At 74.4% G+C, this 19,105-nt stretch carries 13 protein-coding genes; 6 read left to right on the top strand and 7 right to left on the bottom strand.

All coding sequences use genetic code 11. The features are described from left to right. Positions 1-254: 254 nt before the first annotated feature. The 3 genes from ACWCRA_RS28845 to ACWCRA_RS28835 all read left to right on the top strand — a co-directional run bounded on the left by ACWCRA_RS28845 (position 255) and on the right by ACWCRA_RS28835 (position 5,216). The gene (locus ACWCRA_RS28845; protein WP_351543189.1) at positions 255-1,379 is read left to right on the top strand and encodes a glycerate kinase; all 1,125 of its coding nucleotides are present in this window, start codon (positions 255-257) and stop codon (positions 1,377-1,379) included. A 189-nt stretch (positions 1,380-1,568) separates the two neighbouring features. Then, on the top strand, positions 1,569-2,996 hold the full coding sequence (locus tag ACWCRA_RS28840) for a GntP family permease (protein ID WP_351543192.1): 1,428 nt from the start codon (positions 1,569-1,571) through the stop codon (positions 2,994-2,996). A 156-nt stretch (positions 2,997-3,152) separates the two neighbouring features. Then, positions 3,153-5,216: a PhoX family protein gene (locus tag ACWCRA_RS28835; protein WP_451068988.1), complete on the top strand. Its 2,064-nt coding sequence runs from the start codon at positions 3,153-3,155 to the stop codon at positions 5,214-5,216. Positions 5,217-5,331: 115 nt separating this feature from the next. Here ACWCRA_RS28835 and ACWCRA_RS28830 read toward each other — a convergent pair whose 3' ends face one another. Beyond that, positions 5,332-5,991 carry a class I SAM-dependent methyltransferase gene (locus tag ACWCRA_RS28830; RefSeq protein WP_351550961.1) on the bottom strand — a complete coding sequence of 220 codons (660 nt, stop codon included), beginning with the start codon at positions 5,989-5,991 and terminating at the stop codon, positions 5,332-5,334. Between the two features lie 342 nt (positions 5,992-6,333). On the opposite strand from ACWCRA_RS28830, the gene ACWCRA_RS28825 reads away from it, so the two are divergent. Together ACWCRA_RS28825 and ACWCRA_RS28820 are read left to right on the top strand one after the other, a co-directional pair. Continuing rightward, positions 6,334-7,551 (top strand): phospholipase D-like domain-containing protein, encoded by a 1,218-nt coding sequence (locus ACWCRA_RS28825; RefSeq protein ID WP_351550964.1) that lies wholly within the window; start codon positions 6,334-6,336, stop codon positions 7,549-7,551. Between the two features lie 125 nt (positions 7,552-7,676). Beyond that, the gene (locus ACWCRA_RS28820; RefSeq protein WP_351550967.1) at positions 7,677-7,919 is read left to right on the top strand and encodes a DUF6411 family protein; all 243 of its coding nucleotides are present in this window, start codon (positions 7,677-7,679) and stop codon (positions 7,917-7,919) included. 70 nt (positions 7,920-7,989) lie between these two features. Here the strand turns inward: ACWCRA_RS28820 and cas6e are convergent, their stop codons facing one another. Genes cas6e through ACWCRA_RS28795 form a run of 5 tightly spaced genes read right to left on the bottom strand, consistent with a single transcriptional unit; the run spans position 7,990 to position 13,265 of the window. Further along, positions 7,990-8,709, bottom strand: coding sequence for a type I-E CRISPR-associated protein Cas6/Cse3/CasE (gene cas6e / locus ACWCRA_RS28815; protein WP_451068987.1), 720 nt, complete (start codon positions 8,707-8,709; stop codon positions 7,990-7,992). After that, positions 8,706-9,560: a type I-E CRISPR-associated protein Cas5/CasD gene (gene cas5e / locus ACWCRA_RS28810; protein WP_451068986.1), complete on the bottom strand. Its 855-nt coding sequence runs from the start codon at positions 9,558-9,560 to the stop codon at positions 8,706-8,708. The genes cas6e and cas5e overlap by 4 nt, the downstream gene beginning before the upstream one ends. Then, the gene (locus ACWCRA_RS28805; RefSeq protein WP_451068985.1) at positions 9,557-10,882 is read right to left on the bottom strand and encodes a type I-E CRISPR-associated protein Cas7/Cse4/CasC; all 1,326 of its coding nucleotides are present in this window, start codon (positions 10,880-10,882) and stop codon (positions 9,557-9,559) included. Before ACWCRA_RS28805 ends, cas5e begins: the two co-directional genes overlap by 4 nt. Continuing rightward, complete coding sequence (gene casB / locus ACWCRA_RS28800) at positions 10,879-11,562, bottom strand: type I-E CRISPR-associated protein Cse2/CasB (protein ID WP_451068984.1); 684 nt, start codon at positions 11,560-11,562, stop codon at positions 10,879-10,881. Before casB ends, ACWCRA_RS28805 begins: the two co-directional genes overlap by 4 nt. Beyond that, positions 11,559-13,265: a type I-E CRISPR-associated protein Cse1/CasA gene (locus tag ACWCRA_RS28795; RefSeq protein ID WP_351550982.1), complete on the bottom strand. Its 1,707-nt coding sequence runs from the start codon at positions 13,263-13,265 to the stop codon at positions 11,559-11,561. Before ACWCRA_RS28795 ends, casB begins: the two co-directional genes overlap by 4 nt. Before the next feature lie 126 nt (positions 13,266-13,391). Between ACWCRA_RS28795 and ACWCRA_RS28790 the strand changes: the two genes are divergently transcribed. Beyond that, entirely contained in the window at positions 13,392-14,210 is an 819-nt protein-coding gene (locus ACWCRA_RS28790) for an HD domain-containing protein (RefSeq protein WP_451068983.1), read from the top strand. Positions 14,211-14,301: 91 nt separating this feature from the next. Here the strand turns inward: ACWCRA_RS28790 and ACWCRA_RS28785 are convergent, their stop codons facing one another. Beyond that, positions 14,302-18,840, bottom strand: a complete 4,539-nt coding sequence (locus ACWCRA_RS28785) for an AAA family ATPase (RefSeq protein WP_451068982.1) — start codon at positions 18,838-18,840, stop codon at positions 14,302-14,304. Positions 18,841-19,105 lie beyond the last annotated feature (265 nt).

Raw genomic sequence — 19,105 nt, 5'->3', positions numbered from 1 at the left:
GCACGAGCCTTTGCGCACGAGCCTTTGCGCACGGGCCTTTGTGCACGGGCCTTTGTGCACGGGCCTTTGCGCACGAGCCTTTGCGCACGAGCCTTTGTGCACGAGCCTTTGTGCACCGTGCACAAACCGACCTGTGCACAGGGGCCGGAATTCGTCGTCCCGGCCAATACTGACCGGGCCCGCCAGTCCCTAGAGTTCCGACACAGCCCATCCGAATCCCGAATGCGCTGAATCCTCCCGAAGGGCCTGGTTCCGTGCGTGTCGTCATCGCCCCCGACTCCTTCAAGGGCAGCCTCACGGCCACCTCCGTCTGTGCCGCGATCGAGACCGGGGTACGCCGCGCGCTGCCCGACGCCGATGTGGTGCGGGTGCCGATGGCCGACGGCGGCGAGGGCACCCTGGACTGCATCCTCGGCGCGACCGGCGGCGAGGAGATCGGGCTGACCGTCTCCGGGCCCCTGGGATGGCCGGTGCGGGCCCGGTACGGACTCGCCGCCGACGGCCGGTCCGCGGTGGTGGAGCTGGCCGCCGCCTCCGGACTGCCGCTCCTCGCCGGCGCCACCGACGCGCTGCGCGCCGACACCACCGGTACGGGCGAGCTGATCGCCGACGCGGTGCGGCGGGGCGCGCGCGAGGTGCTCGTCTGCATCGGTGGCAGCGCCAGCACGGACGGCGGCACCGGACTGCTGCGCGCGCTCGGCGCGCGCTTCGAGGACGCCGCCGGGGACGAGCTGCCGCCCGGCGGCGGCGCGCTCGCCGGCCTGGCCCGCGTCGATGCCGGCGGGGTCGGGGACGCGGTCCGGCAGACCCGGTTCCGCATCGCCTGCGATGTGACCAACCCGCTGGTCGGCCCCGAGGGCGCCGCCGCCGTCTTCGGGCCGCAGAAGGGCGCGACCCCGGACCAGGTCCGGCAGCTCGACCGGGCCCTCACCCGGTTCGGCGATGTGCTCGCCGGACAGTTCGGCGTCCGGGTGCACGAGCTGCCGGGCGCGGGCGCGGCCGGTGGCACCTGCGGCGGCATGGTCGCCGTCCTGGGCGCCGAGCCGGTGCGCGGCTGCGAGCTGGTCGCCGAGACAGTCGGGCTGCCGGCGGCGCTGACCGGCGCCGACCTCGTGATCACCGGCGAGGGCCGGCTGGACCGGCAGAGCGCGGCGGGCAAGGTCGTCTCGATGGTCGCCCGGCTCGCCGGGGAGCGCGGTGTGCCGGCCGTGGCGCTCGCCGGGCAGATCGTCCACCCGCTGGACGATCTGTACGCCATCGGACTCACCGCCGCCTTCGGTATCGCCGACGGCCCCCGCACCCTCACCGCCATGACCGGGGACGCGGCCCGGCTGCTGGCGGCGGCGGCGGAACAGACGGTGCGGCTGCGCACCGCCTGACCCGCACGCCGCTCCCCCGCCCCCGCCCGGGGGAGCCGCTCCGGACCGGACGCCTCCTGAGGCCGTCCCCTCCGGACCGGCTCCCCTCCTCCCCGTACCTGAATCCGTCCCCGTACCGAAGACGGTTCCCGCACCCGAACGCGGTCCGCCGTACCCGAACGCAGTCCCCCGTTCCCCGCAAGGAGTCCCATGAGCACCGCTGGACCCGCCCTGCTCGCCGCGCTGGCGGCGAGCATCGGCCTGATCATCCTTCTCTGCGGCCGGTTCAGAATGCATCCGTTCCTCGCCATCGTCCTGGCCACCTACGGGTTCGGACTCGTCGCGATGGGCATCGGCGCCGCGACCGGCGCGGAGAAGCCCTTTGTCCACCAGCTCGGCACCACCATCGCCGAGGGCTTCGGGTCCATCCTGGCCAGCATCGGCCTGGTGATCCTCTTCGGCACGATCATCGGCAAGGTGCTGGAGCGCACCGGCGCCGCCGTGACCCTCGCCGAGGCCGTGCTGAAGGTCGTCGGCAAGCGCCATCCCGCGATAGCCATGTCCCTGATCGGATGGGTCGTCTCCATCCCGGTCTTCTGCGACTCCGGCTATGTGGTGCTCTCCCCCCTCCAGCGGTCGATCGCGCGGAAGACCGGCAAGAACCCGGTCGTCCTGGGCACCGCGCTGGCCACCGGCCTCTACGCCTCGCACACCTTCGTACCGCCCACGCCCGGTCCGATCGCGGCGGCCGGCAATGTCGGCATCGGCTCCGACGGACTGATCTGGGTCATCCTCTTCTCCATCCCCGTCTCGCTGGTCGCCGCGCTCGCCGGACTGGTCTGGGCCCTGCGCCGCACCGGCAACCTGGAGAGCAGGCTCCCCGACGCCCACCAGACGTTCGAGGAGTACAAGGCACAGTTCGACCGGCTCCCCAGCCTGACCCGGGCCCTCACCCCGATCATCCTGCCGATCGTGCTCATGGCCATCGGTTCGGTCGCCGCCTTCCCCGCCGGGGACGGCACACTCGTCGACGGAGCCCTCGGCAGCCTGCTCAAGGACCTCGGCGCCCCGGTCAACGCGCTGCTGATCGGGGTGATCCTGGCGCTCGCGCTGCTGCCCCCGAAGCGCGACGCCAAGGCGCTCACCACCTGGGTCGCCGAGGGACTGGTCGACGCCGCCCCGATCCTGGTCATCACGGGTGCGGGCGGTGCGTTCGGCGCGGTCATCAAGGGCACCCCGATGGCCGACTACATCTCCTCCCTCATCGGGGACGGATCGGCGGTCAGCGGCCTCACCGCGCTGCTCGTGCTCTTCGGCCTGGCGGCACTGCTCAAGACCGCGCAGGGCAGCAGCACCGCCTCACTGATCATCACCTCCACGCTGGCCCAGCCGCTGCTGCCCGCGCTCGGTCTGGACGGGCACCTCGGCTCGGTCCCCATCGGACAGGTGCTGGCGGTCCTCGCCATCGGGGCCGGCGCGATGGTGGTGAGCCATGTCAACGACTCCTACTTCTGGGTGGTTTCGCAGTTCTCCGGCATGAGCGTCAAGACCGCCTACCGGGCCCAGACTGCCGCTACCCTCGTCCAGGGCCTGGTCGCACTGGGTTCGGTCCTGATCCTCGGGGCCTTCCTGCTGTAGTCGCGGAGAGGGGCCGCCACCGGACCGCGCCACGGAGCGGGCGGCCACCGGGCCGCCCTCCTCCGGGAGCCACCCGCCCGTCAGCACCGTCGCACGCTCTGGACCGAGTACGTCGAACATCTGTCGGCGCGCGACGCGCGCCGGAGGAGGAGAACCGTGCCCCAACCGCTGCCGCTTCTGCCCACCGAGCCGCACTCCGGCGGACGCTCCGCGCTCACCTGCCGCTACCGCTGCGGGGACGCCTGTTCCCGTCCCATACCCAACACCAGCGCCAACGCGTACGCGGGGGACATCATCGCCGGGGTCCTCTCCCGCCGCTCGCTGATGCGCGCGGCCGCGGTGGTGACCGTCGCGGCAGCCGCCGGCGCCTCGGCGGTCGCCGGTCCCGGAGGCGGTTCCCCGGCCCGTGCGGCGGCCGGGCAGGCGGTCCCGAACGGAGGTCGCGGGCGCGCCGATGGCGCCCGCGGTCTGCGCTTCACCGCCGTCGCCCCCAATGGGACGGACACGGTCACCATCCCCGCCGGCCACACCCAGGAGGTGGTGATCCGGTGGGGCGACCCGATCCTGCGCGGCGCGCCCGCCTTCGACCCCGAGCACCAGACCGCCCGGGCCCAGGCGGGCCAGTTCGGCTACAACAACGACTTCCTCTCGCTCCTCCCGCTGCCCGGGGAGCGGGGGCGTCAGATCATGGTCGCCAACCACGAGTACACCAGCGAGTGGCTGATGTTCCGGGGCTACGACCAGGAGAACCCGACGCGCGAACAGGTCGGGATCGGCTGGGCCGGGCACGGGCTCTCGGTGGTCGTGGTCCAGGAGGAGCGGGGAACCGGCCGGCTGACCCCGGTCCCCCGGCACCGGCTCAACCGGCGCGTCACCGCCACCAGTCCCTTCGAGATGGCCGGCCCGGCGGCGGGCAGCCCGCTGCTGCGGACCTCCGCCGACCCGAGCGGCACCCGGGTCCTCGGCACCTTCAACAACTGCGCGGGCGGCACCACCCCCTGGGGCACCACCCTGCACGGCGAGGAGAACATCAACGCCTACTTCGCCAACGGCTCCAGCGCGACGGACGAGCGGTACGGCATCGCCCCCGGGGCGACCGAGCGCAAGTGGGAGCGGTTCGACCGGCGCTTCGACGCGACGCTGGAGCCGCATGAGTCGCACCGCCACGGCTGGGTGGTCGAGCTGGACCCGTACGACCCCGGCTCGGTGCCGCGCAAGCGCACCGCGCTCGGCCGCTTCAAGCACGAGGGCGCGGAGCCCCGGCTCACCGATGACGGGCGCCCGGTGGTGTACATGGGCGACGATGAACGGTTCGAGTACTTCTACAAGTTCGTGTCGTCGAAGCGGATGCGGAAGGGCACCTCGCGGGCGGCGCGCGAGCACAACCTCACCCTCCTCGACGAGGGCACCCTGTATGTCGCCAGGCTGACCGGTGACAGCCCGCAGGACATCGACGGCAGCGGAAAGCACCCGGCCGATGGGGAGTTCGACGGGACAGGCGTATGGATTCCGCTGGTCACCGGTGATGTCTCGCACGTGCCGGGGATGACCGCCGACGAGGTCCATGTCTTCACCCGGCTCGCCGCGGACAAGGCCGGCGCCACGAAGATGGACCGGCCGGAGGATGTCGAGCCCTCGCCGCGCACGGGCCGGGTGTATGTCGCGCTCACCAACAACACCGACCGGGGCAAGCCCGGCAAGCCGGGCGCGGACGAGGCCAATCCGCGGAACCTCAACAAGCACGGCCAGATCCTGGAGCTGGCGGAGAACTGGGACGACCCGGCGGGCGACGGCTTCGCCTGGCGTCTCTTCCTGGTCGCCGGCGACCCCCAGGACCCGTCCACCTACTTCGCGGGCTTCCCCAAGGAGAGGGTCAGCCCGATCTCCTGCCCGGACAATGTCGCCTTCGACCCCCACGGCAACCTCTGGATCTCCACCGACGGCAATAAACTGGGCTCGAACGACGGCCTCTTCGGGGTGGCGACCCACGGCGAGCGGCGCGGTGAGCTGAAGCAGTTCCTCACCGTCCCGGTGGGCGCGGAGACCTGTGGTCCGGTGATCCAGGAGCGCCGGGTGGTGATCGCCGTGCAGCACCCGGGCGAGATCGACGGCGCGTCGGTCGAGAACCCCGCGAGCACCTGGCCCGACGGCCCCGGCAGACTCGTCCGGCCCTCGGTCGTCGCCGTCTGGCGCGAGGACGGCCGCGGCATCGGCGTCTGACCCGCTCACCGCGCGCCGCGGCGGGTGCCCGGCGCGGCGCGCGGGACGAGGACACCTCCGGCACCCTCCGGGCCGGCTCCGGGAGCGGCTCAGGAGGGGTGAGCGGGCGGCGGGGCTACCCCCGGGGAGCGAGCGGGGCGGCCGGGAGCTGTCCCGCCTTCTCGAAGACCAGCCGGCTCCAGTGCACCTCGTCCCGGCCGAGGCGGTCCTCACCGCCGCCGCGGTGCACCAGGCGCAGACCGCACGACGCGGCGAGGGCGATGGTCTCGTCGGCCGGCACATCGAACATCCGCCGGTCGCGCGGCGGCTCTCCGTGCCGCAGGGTGACCACCATCCGGCCACCACCGGTGAGCAGCCCGCCGAGCCGGGCCATGGCGACCGGCCGCTCGTCCCGGTCCAGATGCATCCACACGGCGGAGAGCAGCAGCAGCTCGAAGGGGCCCGTCACCCCGGGCAGCTCCGGGAGCGCGTCCGCCAGCCGGACCATCTCCTCGGGGTGCAGCCGCGCCGATATCTCCCGCATCTCGCGCACCGGCTCCACGGCCGTCACCCGGTATCCCAGCCGGGCCAGTGCCGCGGCGTCCCGCCCGGACCCGGCGCCGATGTCGGCGGCCCTGGCGGGCGGGGCCGGCAGCCAGGCCAGCACCTCTTCGTACAGCGCGTCGAAGCCGAGGCTCTCGTACCGCCCGGCCAGGGCCTCGGCGTACTGCGCGTAGTACCACTGCACGCCGGACTGCGGCTGTGCGCCCACACCGTTCAGCTGATCGATGTCCATACCGCAGACCCTACGACCCGCCGCCGACAGGGCCGCGGCCGACCGCCCCGCCGGGGTCTCGGCGCCCCCGCCGGACCGCGGGGCCTCCGCGTTCCGCCCCTCCGGAAAGGGGGCCTGCCTCCCGCTTCCTTTCGGTCGCGGACCATTGCCGGGATATTCGGTCCCGCCACCCCGGAAAACGGACGCACGGGGATTCGGGTACCATCCCGCCGCTCCCGGGAGAAGGTCACGATTGCCGCCGCCGGGACCGCGCTACCCCTGACCGCCGAGCGTGTGTACAGTCGGCACGCCTCGGCGGTGCCGGACGCCCGGGGTCTCTCTCTTCACCGGCCGAGGAGAGCCATGGCGAACCCCCGCGACACATCGGAGCATCCCGCCGGAACCACCTCGCCGGATCTGGTTCTGGCGGAGCGCGGAAAGAGAATGCGGCGCCGTCTGGAGCGGCTGATCGGCATCGCCGCCACCGAGGGGAACGCACTGCTGCCGCTGCGGAACGGGGACGAGATCTTCGCGGCGATGCTGCGGGGCATCCGGGGCGCCGAGCACACCGTGGACATGATGACGTTCGTGTACTGGCGCGGTGAGATCGCCCGCCAGTTCGCCGAGGCGCTCGCCGACCGGGCCCGCGCCGGTGTGCGGGTACGGCTGCTGCTCGACGGATTCGGCAGCAGGCTCATCGAGAAGGATCTGCTCGATCTGATGGAACGGGCCGGCGCCGAGATCGCGTGGTTCCGCAAGCCGCTCTATCTCTCCCCGCTCAAGCAGAACCACCGCTGTCACCGGAAGGTGCTGGTGGTGGACGAGGAGACGGCGTTCACCGGCGGTGTGGGGATCGCCGAGGAGTGGTGCGGGGACGCCCGCGACGAGACGGAGTGGCGCGACACCCATGTCCAGGTGCGCGGCCCCGCCGTGGACGGCATCGCCGCCGCGTTCGCCCAGAACTGGGCGGAGTGCCACGACACCCTCTTCGACACCCGCGACCGCTTCACCGATCACCGCACTCAGGGCGACGCGGTGGTGCAGGTCGTCCGGGGTTCGGCCAGTTTCGGCTGGCAGGACATGCAGACCCTGCTGCGGGTGGTGATCGAGTCCGCCCAGGAACGCCTCCGGCTGGCCACCGCGTACTTCGCTCCGGACGCCTATTTCATCGGTCTGCTCTGCGCGGCGGCCCGGCGCGGCGTCGAAGTGGAGATTCTGCTGCCCGGTCCCCATACCGACAAAAGGGTCTGCCAGTTGAGCGGACAGAATTTCTACCAGGAACTTCTCGACTGCGGAGTGAAGGTCTTCCAGTATCAGCCGACCATGATGCACGCGAAGATCATTACCGTTGACCGGGTGGCCGCCCTGGTCGGCTCCACCAATGTCAACCGGCGCTCCCTGGACCATGACGAGGAAATCATGCTCACCGTCCTGGACGAGGAATTCACCGCCACGCTCGATCGGCACTTCGACGAGGATCTGCGCGTGAGCGAAATGATCGACCGGGACCGCTGGGGGCGGCGTTCCGCGGCGCAGCGGCTGCGGGAGGCCGCGGTGGTCCCCATCCGCCGTTTTCTGTGAATCCCTCCCCCGCCTGGTGAGAAGCCCCGCGGGCAATCCCCTCCCGGCGCTCCGGGTGTCACGGAACGCATGCGGGCGGCGTGACGGGGAACCCGTGGGGCATCACATCAATTGAGGGAGAGCCCATGATAATCGTCGCCGTGATTGCCGTCTGTGTGGTCCTGGCCGTGCTGGCCTTCTTCATCCCGCGTTTCTCCCGCCACCCCGAACGCGGCACCCAGCGTTCCCTGGGCCTCGGGGCGCGTGCCGGGGGCAAGGCGCCGGGCGTTCTGGGCAGGCTGCTGAGCAAGCCCTTCCACAGCAGTTCCCGTGCCGTCGGCCGCAGCGGCTCGGCGGGTCGCCGGGCCCGGCGCCGTATGCCCTTCTGATCCTCCTCCGGTGCGGCTCCCGCGTTCCCGCTTTCCCGCTCGTCCGATGCCGTTCCGGCCGCCCGGCGGGTCAGCGGGTCAGCAGCAGACCGCACCCGTAGGCGCGCGCGTGGCCGATGCCGTGGGTCAGCGCCTCGACCAGGGCGGCCGGGTCGGTGACGGTCAGGGTGCCGCGGATCTCGGCACGGGCGATGAGCAGCCCCTGGTGGGGTGCGGGGCTCGTGACCGCGGGAAGCATGCGGACACCGAGGTCCTCGGGGTCCGCCGTCGCACCGATACGGACGAGGCCATCGGGCGCGCTCCGGGGTTCGCCGTCGGCCTGGAGCCGGCGCGCGAACCAGTTCCTGACGTGGTCGGGCCGGGTGTGGGCGACCCGCTTGCCCCGGGCTCGGGCACCGTTCGCGCCGCTCACCGGCCGGCTGTGGGTGGGATTGACGACGGTACGGAAGGTCAGGCTGTCGCCGGCCCGGAAGGTGCGGTCCACCGTGATGACCCGCGGCCGTCCGGTGAGCGCGGCACGGGGAACGGCCGACCAGTCGCCCGGCACCCGTGACTGCACCACGAGGACGAGGACGGCGGCCCGCAGATCCACGGACCAGGTCGACAGGACGCCCATCTGGGCGCGGGCGTCCCGGCTGCCGTTGTCGACCCATCCCCGGAAGCCGTTCATCACGGTCCGGTGCATGTCCTGGGCGTCGATGAGCGACTTGGCCGCGTAGGGGTGGCGGGCGTCCAGGGTCAGCACGCTGTGCGTGGCGACGAAGCGGGCGGCTGCGGCGGTCCTGGTCACGGAATGATGTCCCATTCGGCGGCGGTGTCGGTGATCGTGACCCGGGTGCGGGTCTCCCAGCGGACGGAGTGGGAGCGCCGCTCCGGGTCGAAGGAGACGGGCTGGTCCCGCACGGGTGTCCCGGCCGTGGCGCCCGGCCCGGGTTCGATCCAGGCCCAGGGGCGGCCGGCGGGCCCGGTTCCGTTCCCGTCGTGGGAGGGGAGCAGCGCGGTCCCCTCGAAGGCCTCCTCGATGGTGCGGCCGGTCAGCGGCCCGGCGAGGCCGCCCGATGGCGGACAGGACTTGCGGCCGAGCCACAGCAGACGCCGGGGGTGTTCCAGGGCATGGGCGACAGCGGCGAGGAGATCGCGGTCCGGGTGCTCCAGGGCGGCGACGAACGCCGCATCGGCCAGATACCAGCGCTCGGTGAGGAGCGCTCCGCGGACCGGCCGCGCGGAGACCAGGGTCCCGGATGAGGGGTCGGCGCCGATGTACTTGGGCGCGCCGTACCACTGGGCGAGTCCATGGTGCCCAAAGGCGTCGCCCGTGCCGCTCGCGGCCGGCGCGGTGGAGAGCGCGGCGGCGCGGCGGTGGTCGGTGATGAGGTCGCGCGGTCTGATCGGGTACCCGCCGCCGCCGACGGTGTGGTAGCCGCGGACCGGGGTGCCGGGCCGGTCCGCGCGGACGCCGAACCGGGCCGACGCGAGATCGTCGAGGGAGTCGGTGCGGGCGCGGCCGAGCGCGGCGGCGCACAGGCCGATGACCCCGGATTTCGTCGGCCGGCTGTGGGTGTCGCGCCGGGAGAAGCGGGACACGGTCCCCCAGGACTGGAGCGGCGCGGCGAGCCGGATCAGCAGGACGTGCGCCGTCACGGGGTGAGCCCCTCCACGGAGGAGACGCTGTCGACGCCCAGCTCCCGCAGGACGGCGTCGACGGAGGGGTCGTAGGTGAGGAGCCGGCCGGCGGAGATGTCGTCCCGGCGCCCCCGGACGAACTCGTGGTGCCGGAGCAGCCGGCGGACGGCGGCCTCCCCGGCCGGGACGCTCTCCGCCGCCTCGTCGATGGGCTTCTGGAACGCCGCCGCGTAGTTGAAGGGGCGATCGCCCTCGAAGGCCAGCACCAGCGCGGGCAGGGTCCCGGTGGAGGCGGTCGAGTTCTTCTTGGCCCGGGGGAAGGCGTCCACGAAGGCGCGGACGAACTCCGACTCGGCGGCGACGGCCGCCGTCTCCGCCTCCGCCTCGGACATGCCCGCGGCGCGGAGGTTGACCCGCAGTTCACGGCGGTCGAGGACCGCGTGCCGGTAGAAGGTGCCGGAGATGAGCGACTGGTATCCGGTCATGCCGGCGCCCGCGTCGTCGGCGGCGTCCAGATAGTCCAGGGCGTTGCTTCTGCGGTCGAGCTTGGCGTCGTCGGCCGCGGCGTAGAAGTCGTCCGTGTGCTCGGCCTCGTGGACGGTGAAGGCGTGGCTGCTCTGGATCGCTCCGTCGACGTTCGGCGAGTCGGCGATCTCGGCCAGGAAGCGGCCGTAGAGCGCGATGTCGACCGCGTCGCGGGGGGCGAGTGCCGTCAGTACGGCGGCGCGGATCTCCCTGGGCAGCGGCGGGAAGGTACCGTCCGTGCCGCTGTCCGTGCCGTCCCCGGCGGGGGTTTCCCCGGTCCTCGCCGTCCGCCGGCCGCCCCTGGCCGGTCCGGCCGCCGCCCCGGCCGCGGTGTACGCCCGGGTCCACTCGGTCACGGTGTCGCGCGCGCCGTGGAGCAGGGCGGCGATCCTGGTGCCCGCGTCCGCCGGGGCGAAGACGAGTACGCGGGTCAGGTTCGCAACTGTCTTCTTCTCCGGGTCGCCGAACTTGAGCCCGATCGCCTCCAGTACGGCACGGGCCGTGGTGACGGCCTCGTCCCTCCGCCAGCCGTGCCCGGCCTCCAGGGCACGGGCGGTGATGAGCGCCCACTCCCTGGTGCGGATTCCCATGGTCTGTCCGGCGAGCGGGCCCCTGCCGGAGTTGGCCCGGTCGCGCAGATACATCCGTTCGGCGCGCCGCCGCGCCTGGCTGGTGATCATATGGCGCTCCACACCGCCGTAGACGATGGCCTTGGGGGCGCCGTTCTCGTCCCGGACGGGCAGCACCGCCACGACCGTCTCCAGGAGGTGCAGCGACAGGAACTGCGCTCCGGCCGGCTCGACGTGGGTGGTCATGTCGTGTCGTACCTCTCCGTGGGCGCGGATGCCGCGCTGGTCGTCGGGGTGGCCTGCCGCTGCCCGGCCCCGCGCGAGGGCGGCGCGTGGAAGTCGACGGCCCAGTGGTAGCGGATACGGGCGTCGCGCTCGCCCCAGCGGGCGAGATCGTCGGCGAGCCCGGCCCATGAGGGCGGCGGTCTGTCGCAGGAGCGCAGCCGGGCGATGGTGTGCTGGAGGTGGCGCAGGGGCGGCCGGCGGCTCGCGACGACACGGTCCATCAGCCGCTGTGCCCCGGGATCGGCCGGGCCGCGCCGCGCGCCGGTGCCGATCGCGCGGGCCGCGGTGCCGAGGCTCCCCCATCCGTAGGAGGGGCTGGACGCCCCCCGGTGGTAGACGGCGAAGAGGAAGGCGACCTGCTCGAACACCTCGCGGCGGGATTCGTCGAGCCAGCCGGCGCGGATGTGGGCGTTCTCGCTCAGGGTGGGGCGGCGCAGCTCGGCGAGCGTTCCGTACTCGCGTGCCCGGACCAGACCGGCGAGCCAGGCCGTGAGCCGGCGGCCGGACGCGGAGCCGGTGCCGGAGACGGGCAGGGGGCCGGTGCCGGAGACGGGCAGGGGGCCGGTGCCGGGGCCGGACACAGGGCTGGGGCCGGAGTCCGGGCCGGGCCGCTCCCCGGGCGGTTCCGAGGGGATGGTCATGCGGGTTCCTCCTTCAGCTCGTCCGGCGCTCCGGGCGCCGTGAGCCCGGCCCGCAGGGCCCCGAGGGCCGCGCTGCGGGCCCGGAAGCCGCGCGAGTTGGCGGGAAGGGACTCCAGGCGGTGGTGGAGAAAGCGGTCGGCCGCGAGCGCGAGCGTGGCGGCGTACACCCGGAGCGCCGTGTGCACCCGGGCCTCGCCACCGGCGGTGGCCGTGTCGTCGAGAAGCGCGTGGAACGGCTCCGCCGTGTGCGCCCAGTGCTCGGGCCGGGCGTCGAAGCGGGCGATCTGGTCCTTCTCGTCGGCGGGTTTGGAACGGGGGTACGTCACCTTCCACGCGGCGCGGGCGGCCCTGTACAGACAGGCCGCGAGGTGGTCGGCGATCAGGGAGCCCCGTTCGGCGGCCTGGCGGAGATGGGCCTCGCGCCCGGGGATGAAGGGGAAGGTGTCGGCGACCCAGCTGATGGCGGTGGTCTGCTTGGCGAGCAGCCCCACCGCCCAGAGCTGGACCGGCCGGTGCGGCATCTCGGCGAGACGGTCCCAGAGCCCGGTGCGGGGGCCCACCGGGTCCCGGTCGGCGACGGCCGCGTAGAGGGCGTGGGCCTCGCGCCAGAGCGCCTTGGACGGCGAGGGCCACAGGGGCTTCCGCGTGCCCGTCGACGTGGTGGTGAAGACGGCGTCCTGCGTCCAGTGGCCGGGCAGCGGCGCCAGCAGCTCTCCCGCCGCCAGCAGGACCCGGTCGACCGCCGGCTGCCCGTTCCCGGCGAGGACCGGCTCGCCGCCGGCGGTGACGGCCGGGCGCATCAGGATGGAGCGTCCCAGCAGTGTGTGGAGATCGGCGGGGCCGTCGACCGGACGCCCCGGAGGTTTGGCCCGGAACTCCCGGCGGGGCTGCGGGGAGACCGTCCAGGTGCGGTTGAAGTGGTCGGACGCCGCTCCGCCGGCCGGTCTGCTGTCGGTCGGTGCCAGATTGAGCCGCAGGGTGTCCCCGAGGGAGGTGCCGAGCGCGAGGACCCGGACGCGGCCCGCGAGCCGTCCGGCGGCCAGGTTGGTGAGGGCGGGCCCGAGGGTGTCCTTCCCGGATATCCGGGCGCGGCCGCCGGGACCGTAGGCGTGCTGGGTCAGCATCGCGCGGAACGCGGCGTCGGCGGCGAGCGGGACGGGGTGTTCGAGATGGTGGTGGTCGAAGAACTGGTTGTAGTCACCGGCGTGTTCGATGACCAGCTGGGCCGGGCCCGCGCCGCGCTCGTCGAGATAGGGGGCGAGGAGGGCGTTCTGCCCGAGTGGTTCGGTGGGGTGGAAGAGGTCCCAGTGCTCGTCGCGCTCCTGGGCGAGCCAGTCGGCCGCCCGGGTCAGGGGGTGGGCGTCGCGCACCCAGACGCGCCACTCGGCGTCGGACCCGGGGCAGCAGCCGGACCGGTAGCAGATGGCGAGGAGGTATTCGAGGAGTGCCACGGTCTCCCCCGGGGTCGCCCCCGAGACGGCCAGCGCGTACTCTCCGGAGCCGGCGGGCGGGGCGGGACCCGGACCGGCATCGGGATCAGGGCCCGGGCCCGGCACGGGGTCGGCCAGCCGCAGGGCGTCCGTGAGGCTGAGGGTCCGCGTCCCGCCGGCCGAGGTCCGCACCGGTACGCACGGGCTGCCGCGCGGGTCCCACCGGGGCCGGGAGCCCCCTTCCGGGGACGGGCGCTTTTCCGCCAATGCCATCTGAACCTCTGCCAACCCTTGCGATTGCCTGCTGGGATGAGCCAGGACGCTAGCACGCCGGGCGGAGGCCCCATGCCCCCTTCACAGAATCCAACTCCTCTTGCGCACAAGTGGTGTTGGGGCACCGTGGACCTGCCGGACGGGGGGGCGCTGCCCGCCGCCCCGGCCTGGAATCCGCTCGCCGCCGAGCTGCTCGGGAGCGGTTCCGTTCTCCTCGAACTGTGGGACCGGGTGCTGCCGGAGGAGCAGCGCGCGATGCTCACCGTGAGCCTCGGGGCGGGGGACGAGCGGGCGGCGCGGCTCGTCGCCGCGTTCCTCGCCGGGGTGAGCCGGCTCGGTGAGGCCAACCCCGCCCGCATGGACTCCTTCGGTCTCGGCGACCACCCCTCCCCCGCGCTCGCGGACGCCCGCGAGCGGTGGCGCACGGAGGCCGGGAGAGCGGGCCTGCCGCTGCCCTCGGCCGGCGACAGACCCTACCGGGCCCGGCCGGAGCATCTGACGGCCGCGGTGCTGCCCCGGCTGACCGGCTGCGACTGCCCGGAGTTCACCGACGGCGAGCGGTGCTTCGACCGGGCCCATCAGGGTCTCTTCGATGTCGCGCTGGCCCTCAACACCGTCCGGGGCGAGCGGCTGCACCGGGACGAGGTGGCCAAGGCCCACCGGGCCGCGCTCGGCGCCGGCTGGGGAGCCGTCCGGGCCTCGCTGGTGGGCGCCGTCGCGGAGCACGTGGGGCTGCGGACGGAGCGGCTGGCCGGGCTGACCGGGGCGGCGGAGCCGGACGGGCTCGCCGGTTTCCACCGGCTGGTCGCCCGGTGCAACCGGCTCGCGGCCGGCGGGCCGGCCCCGGACTTCGCCCGGCCCTCCGACCCGGGCGAGCGGCTGCGGGAGCGGGCCCGGCGGCGGGCCGGGGAGGCGGTCGGCCGTCTGATCCAGGGGGCTCGCTGAGGGGTGCGTCCCCGCGGGCGCGGGGAGGTGCGTTCGGTCCAACCCTTGCGCGGTTCATCCCCACGCGCGTTCGGGAGTGGGGGCGGCCAGCCTAGTGGAGCCGTACGGCGGGGGCATCCGCCGTGCGCCGGTCCCCGCCGGCCAGGGTCACCGCCGCGGCGCCCGCGGGTCCGCTGAACACGATCACGGGATCGGCCGGGGCATCGCCGGCGCTCCGCCCGTCCTCCGCCGCGAAGACACTCAGACCGTGGACGCCCACCCCGGTGACCAGGCGCGCCACCTCGGTGTGCGCGGCCGTGTCCCAGACGCGGACGGTGGTGTCGCGGGACCCCGCGCTGACGATCAGCGGAGGACGGCCGGTGCCGGGCCGGGGCGGGAGGACCGCGAGGGCCGACACCGGGCCGTCGTGCCCCGCGAGGACGAGCGGCGCCCTCTCCGTCCCGGGGCCGTCGAGCGGCCGGAGCCGTATCCGGCCGTCGGCGCCCCCGGTGACGAGCCGGGTCGCGCCGCCGGGTCCGTCCCCGGGCAGGACGGCGAGTGACCGGACCGCACCCGGCCCGTCCGGGAGCGGGGCGCACAGCGCCCGGCGCGGGTGGCACAGCCGTACCCCGTCGTCGGAGGCGACGGCCAGCAGATGCCCGGTGGCCGGGGGCAGGGAGACCAGGGCGTGGACCGGACCGCCGCCCCGGGGCCCGGGGCGGCCCCACCCGGCTCCGTCGCGCGGATCGCAGTACGCGACCGAGCCGCCGCTCGTGCCGACGGCGAGCACCGGGTGTCCGGACCCGTCGTCGAGGACGGCGAACGCGGTGGCGTGGAAGGGCGCGCACCAGATGTCCGTCTCCCGCCATCCGTCCCCGGGCCGCCAGAGGCGGACCGTGCCGTCCGGATGTCCCACCGCGGCGGTCCACTCGCCGCCGGGCCCGGTGTGCGCGGCGAACGCGGTCACCTCCGCCCGGGCCTCCACGCGGGCGCCCCCTCCCGGCCCGGGGGGCCAGGTGGCCAGCTCGTTCCCGGGGCCGAGCGCGAGCAGGGCGTGCGGCCCCCAGGTCCGGGAGAGCGGGACGAGCCGGGTGCGGACGACGGCCGGCTCCGGATCGCCCGCCGCCGCCCGGGGGTTCCAGATCCGGACGGACCGGTCGAGCGCGCCGGAGACGAGCGCGGGGCCGGGCCCGTCCCCGGGCACCACGGCCAGGGCCGTCACCCGCCCCGTGTGGCCGACGGGGAAGCGCCGGACCTCCTCACCGGTTTCGGGGTTCCACAGCTGTACGGCTCCGTCCGCGCAGCCGAGGGCGAGCAGGTCGCCCCGGCCGGGGCGGTCGTACCGCACCAGGACGACGGCCGGTCGCGGAATGGCGGCGAACGGCCGTTCCTCGCCGCTCGACGCGTCCCACACCCGGACGCCGCCCGCCGCCGCCGCTGTTGCCGCTGTCGCTGTCGCGAGCAGGGGTTGCCCGTCCCGGCCGAGGCAGAGGGCGAGTGCGCCGATCTTCCGGCCCGCCGGCTCGCGGACCGTGGCGACGGGGTCGAGCGACCCGGCGTCGAGGATCTCCGCCCGGTCCGCCCGTGCCACGGCCAGCAGACGGCGGCCGCCCGGGACCTCCAGGAAGGAGAGCGCCCGGACGGGTTCCCCCCGGCCCCGGTCCCCGGCGCCCTCGGGCGGACCTCCGGCGCGCGGGCGGCCGGGCGGGCCCGGGAAACTCAGGCCGTCCCCCGTGCCGACGGCCGGTCCCCACGCCGTACCGCCCGGGCCCGTGACGACGGCCAGCGCCCGGATGTCCCGCACACCCGGGGGCAGTTCTCGCACCTCCCCGGTGCGCGGGTCGCACCTCCACGCCCCGTCCTCGCATCCGACGAGCAGCAGGGGGAAGCCATTCCCCCGGTCCTCCACCGCCAGGGCGCGCACGGCCGAGCCGCGCGGTCCCGCGACCGGTACTCCGTACGGGCGGCCCGCGCTCAGATCGCGTACCCGCACCACGCCGTCCGCGCCGCCGATGGCGACCAGGGGAGGGCCGCCCGGGGGGCGGAAGCACACCAGCGCGTGGATCTCCGAGTCCACCGCGGTCAGGACATTGCCCCGGACGGCGAACTCCTTCCGGCGGGGCACGAGACGGTGGGCGCCGCCGGAGCCGGCCGGGACGGCTCCGGAGGGCTCCCGGGCCGCGAGGGCGAGGCTGTCGGCGCGCGAGACGGGCGGGGCGTCGGCCAGCCAGGGCTCGACCCGCGCCCAGGCGGAGAGACCCGCTGTGCCGTCGGTGTCCTCCGCCAGGAGGCCGAGGGCGCCGCGCACATCGCCCTGGGTCTCCCAGGGCAGGAACCACGGCGGGACCAGCCGGTCGTTCAGGACCCCGCCCGCCGCCGCGTGCCCGACCAGATGGCGGCGCAGATAGGGGTGGGGCGGGAGTCTCCCGCTGTCCAGCAGGGAGCTGAACGCGGTGGCGAGCCGGGCGTGGGCCCCGGTGGCGGAGGCGGGTCCGGGGGCTCCTCCGGCGGGGGGCGCCGTGCCGCTCTCCAGCAGGTGGGGGGTGTCGCGCAGCAGCTCCGCGACGCGTTCGTGCGTCAGCCGGTAGACCCTTCTGCCGTCCTCCTCGGCCATCGTGAGATAGCCCATGAGCCGGCTCTCCCTCAGCCGGTGAATCCAGGCGCCGGCCGTGTCGCGCCCGACCGGGGTGTCCGACAGGGCGGCGACGGCCGCCGGCCAGATGTCCGCCCAGGGCAGGCCCGCGCCCCGGGAGAGGGCGACGGAGCGGAGCACGGTCACCAGATGCCGTACCGGCACCCCGGTGCCGTCGGCGGTGTCCGCCAGATCCCGGCGCAGCAGCTCCTCCGTGCCCTGGGAGAGGCTCGCGCGCCACCCCGGGTCCTCCGGGTCCGGCAGCTCGGTCAGGAAGCAGTGCGCACCGAGCTGCTCGACCGCGATACGGGCGTCGAGGAAGGAGGGCGCCACGGTCTCGGCCAGGGCCCTGGCCAGCTCCTCCAGCCGCAGACCGTGGGAGCGGCGGCCCGGGCCGGGGAAGCCGTCGGCGCCGTCGTCCGCCGTTCCGTACTGGGCTTTCAGCAGCGCTTCGGCGTACAGCGCGATGTCGGCGGCGGTGCCGGCGCCGTCCGTGCGGAGCGGGGTCCCCGCTCCCGTGACCCGGATCAGCAGATCGAGCAGGTCCGCTGAGGGCTCGTCGGACGGGGCGGAGGTGCGCGGGCCCGAGCCGTCCGGGGCGGGCAGGCCGCTGCGGATGCCGAGCAGCAGCCGTACGGCGGGGCGGCCGTCGGCGGCGCGGCGCAGGGCCGCGAGCGGCTGGAGGAGATCGGTGATGATCCGGTCGGGCTCCTTCGCCTCGTCGATCCCGTCGACGACCACGGTGACGGGGCCGGTGCCGGGACCGGAGAGGCTGTGCACGGCCGACGCCACCCGGTCGAGCGGGTCGGTGCCCGGTCGCGGCGGCGGCGGGGAGCCGGTGAGGGCCGTGTACAGCGACGCCGTCAGCTCGGTGGCGGACGCGCCGCGGGCGAGTACGGCGGCGGTGACCGACCCGATGGGCAACCGGAGTTCCTCCGGCACGGCGTCCGCCACCGGGCGGTACCGGGGATCGGCGCGGAACCGGGGATCGCTGAGGGTGACCAGCCGGGCCAGCAGGGCGGACTTCCCGGAGCCGGCGGTCCCGGTGACGATCAGCGTCCCCTCCCCGGCGGTCAGAAACCGCCGCACACGGCCGACGAGCGCGGACCGGCCGGTGAAGTACCAGAGCCCGTTCCCGGTCGCCGGCGCTCCGGCGGCGCGCGACACCCAGTACTGGTCGAGTTCGGCCCGGGTCCAGCCGAGAGCGCGGCGCGCCTCGTCGACGAGGGAGACGGACGGCACATGGGCGGGGTTGGGCAGACAGGCGCTCGGCCGGTGGCGGCGGGCGTGGGGCATGATCCACTCGGCGGAGACCAGGTCCTCCTCCTCTCCGTCGTCGTCCAGTCCGACCTGGTGCAGCAGCTGCTCCCACTCCCCGAAGGACAGATGGGACGCGGTGTAGCCGGCCGGCTCCTCCCGCATCCGCTCCAGGGCCAGCGTGATCCGCCGGGTGAAGGACCCCACGAGGGGGCGCTCGTGGTGGTGGCCCGCGGTCACCACGGCGGCGCCGCCGTGGCCGTAGCGCTCATCGGACAGGTCCAGCAGGAGCTGGGCCAGCTCGGCGCGGAGGATGCCCGAGTGGCACGAGTCGACCAGGACCAGCACATGCTCGGACGCGCTGTCCAGCACCGGGGTGATCAGCTCGCTCGTCGGGAACGCGGTGGAGAGCAGCCGGTGCGGGCACGTCTCGGGAAGGGTCAGATAGTGCCGGGGGGACTGGCCCCTGACTCCGTGTCCGGTGATGTAGACGACCACGGCGTCCCGGTATCCGGCCGCCGCCAGGTCCACCTCCATGAGGAAGCTCCGCAGTTCCATGACGGTGGTCGGAGCGGGATCGGCCCGCACCACCTCGAACCGGCGGTCCGGGCCGAGAGCGGGGTCGGCCAGCCAGCCGGTGATCCGCTCCACCTGGCCGTCGATCGCCTCGCGGAAGCCGTCGTCCTTGCCTTCGTCGAGCGCGACGACGACCAGCCGGCGCCGGGCGATGCCGTCCAGAGCTTCGGTGTCCGCACCGTTCAACCGCCGGCCCCCCGGTGAGTGCGCCGCACGGTCGGGCGGCGGACACAGCCTAACCACCTTCGTACGGGGCGTGGTTGGGCACGGAAGCGGCAGGCGGGCGGGCGGCTGGGGAGTTTCTTTCGGATCGGGCCGGACCGGTGAGCGGGGTCCGGTGCCGTGGATCGCGAGGCGGAGGAGGGAGCCCACGCGGAGCGCCGGCGACCGACGACAACGCGGCGGGGCGCGGTGCCGGGGCTCGCGAGCCCGGCACGATCCGGAAGAGACG

It is taken from the genome of Streptomyces sp. NPDC001889 (genome assembly GCF_053594535.1).
The sequence above is the reverse complement of the archived record's forward strand: the minus strand, read 5'-3'. Positions and strand labels throughout refer to the sequence as shown.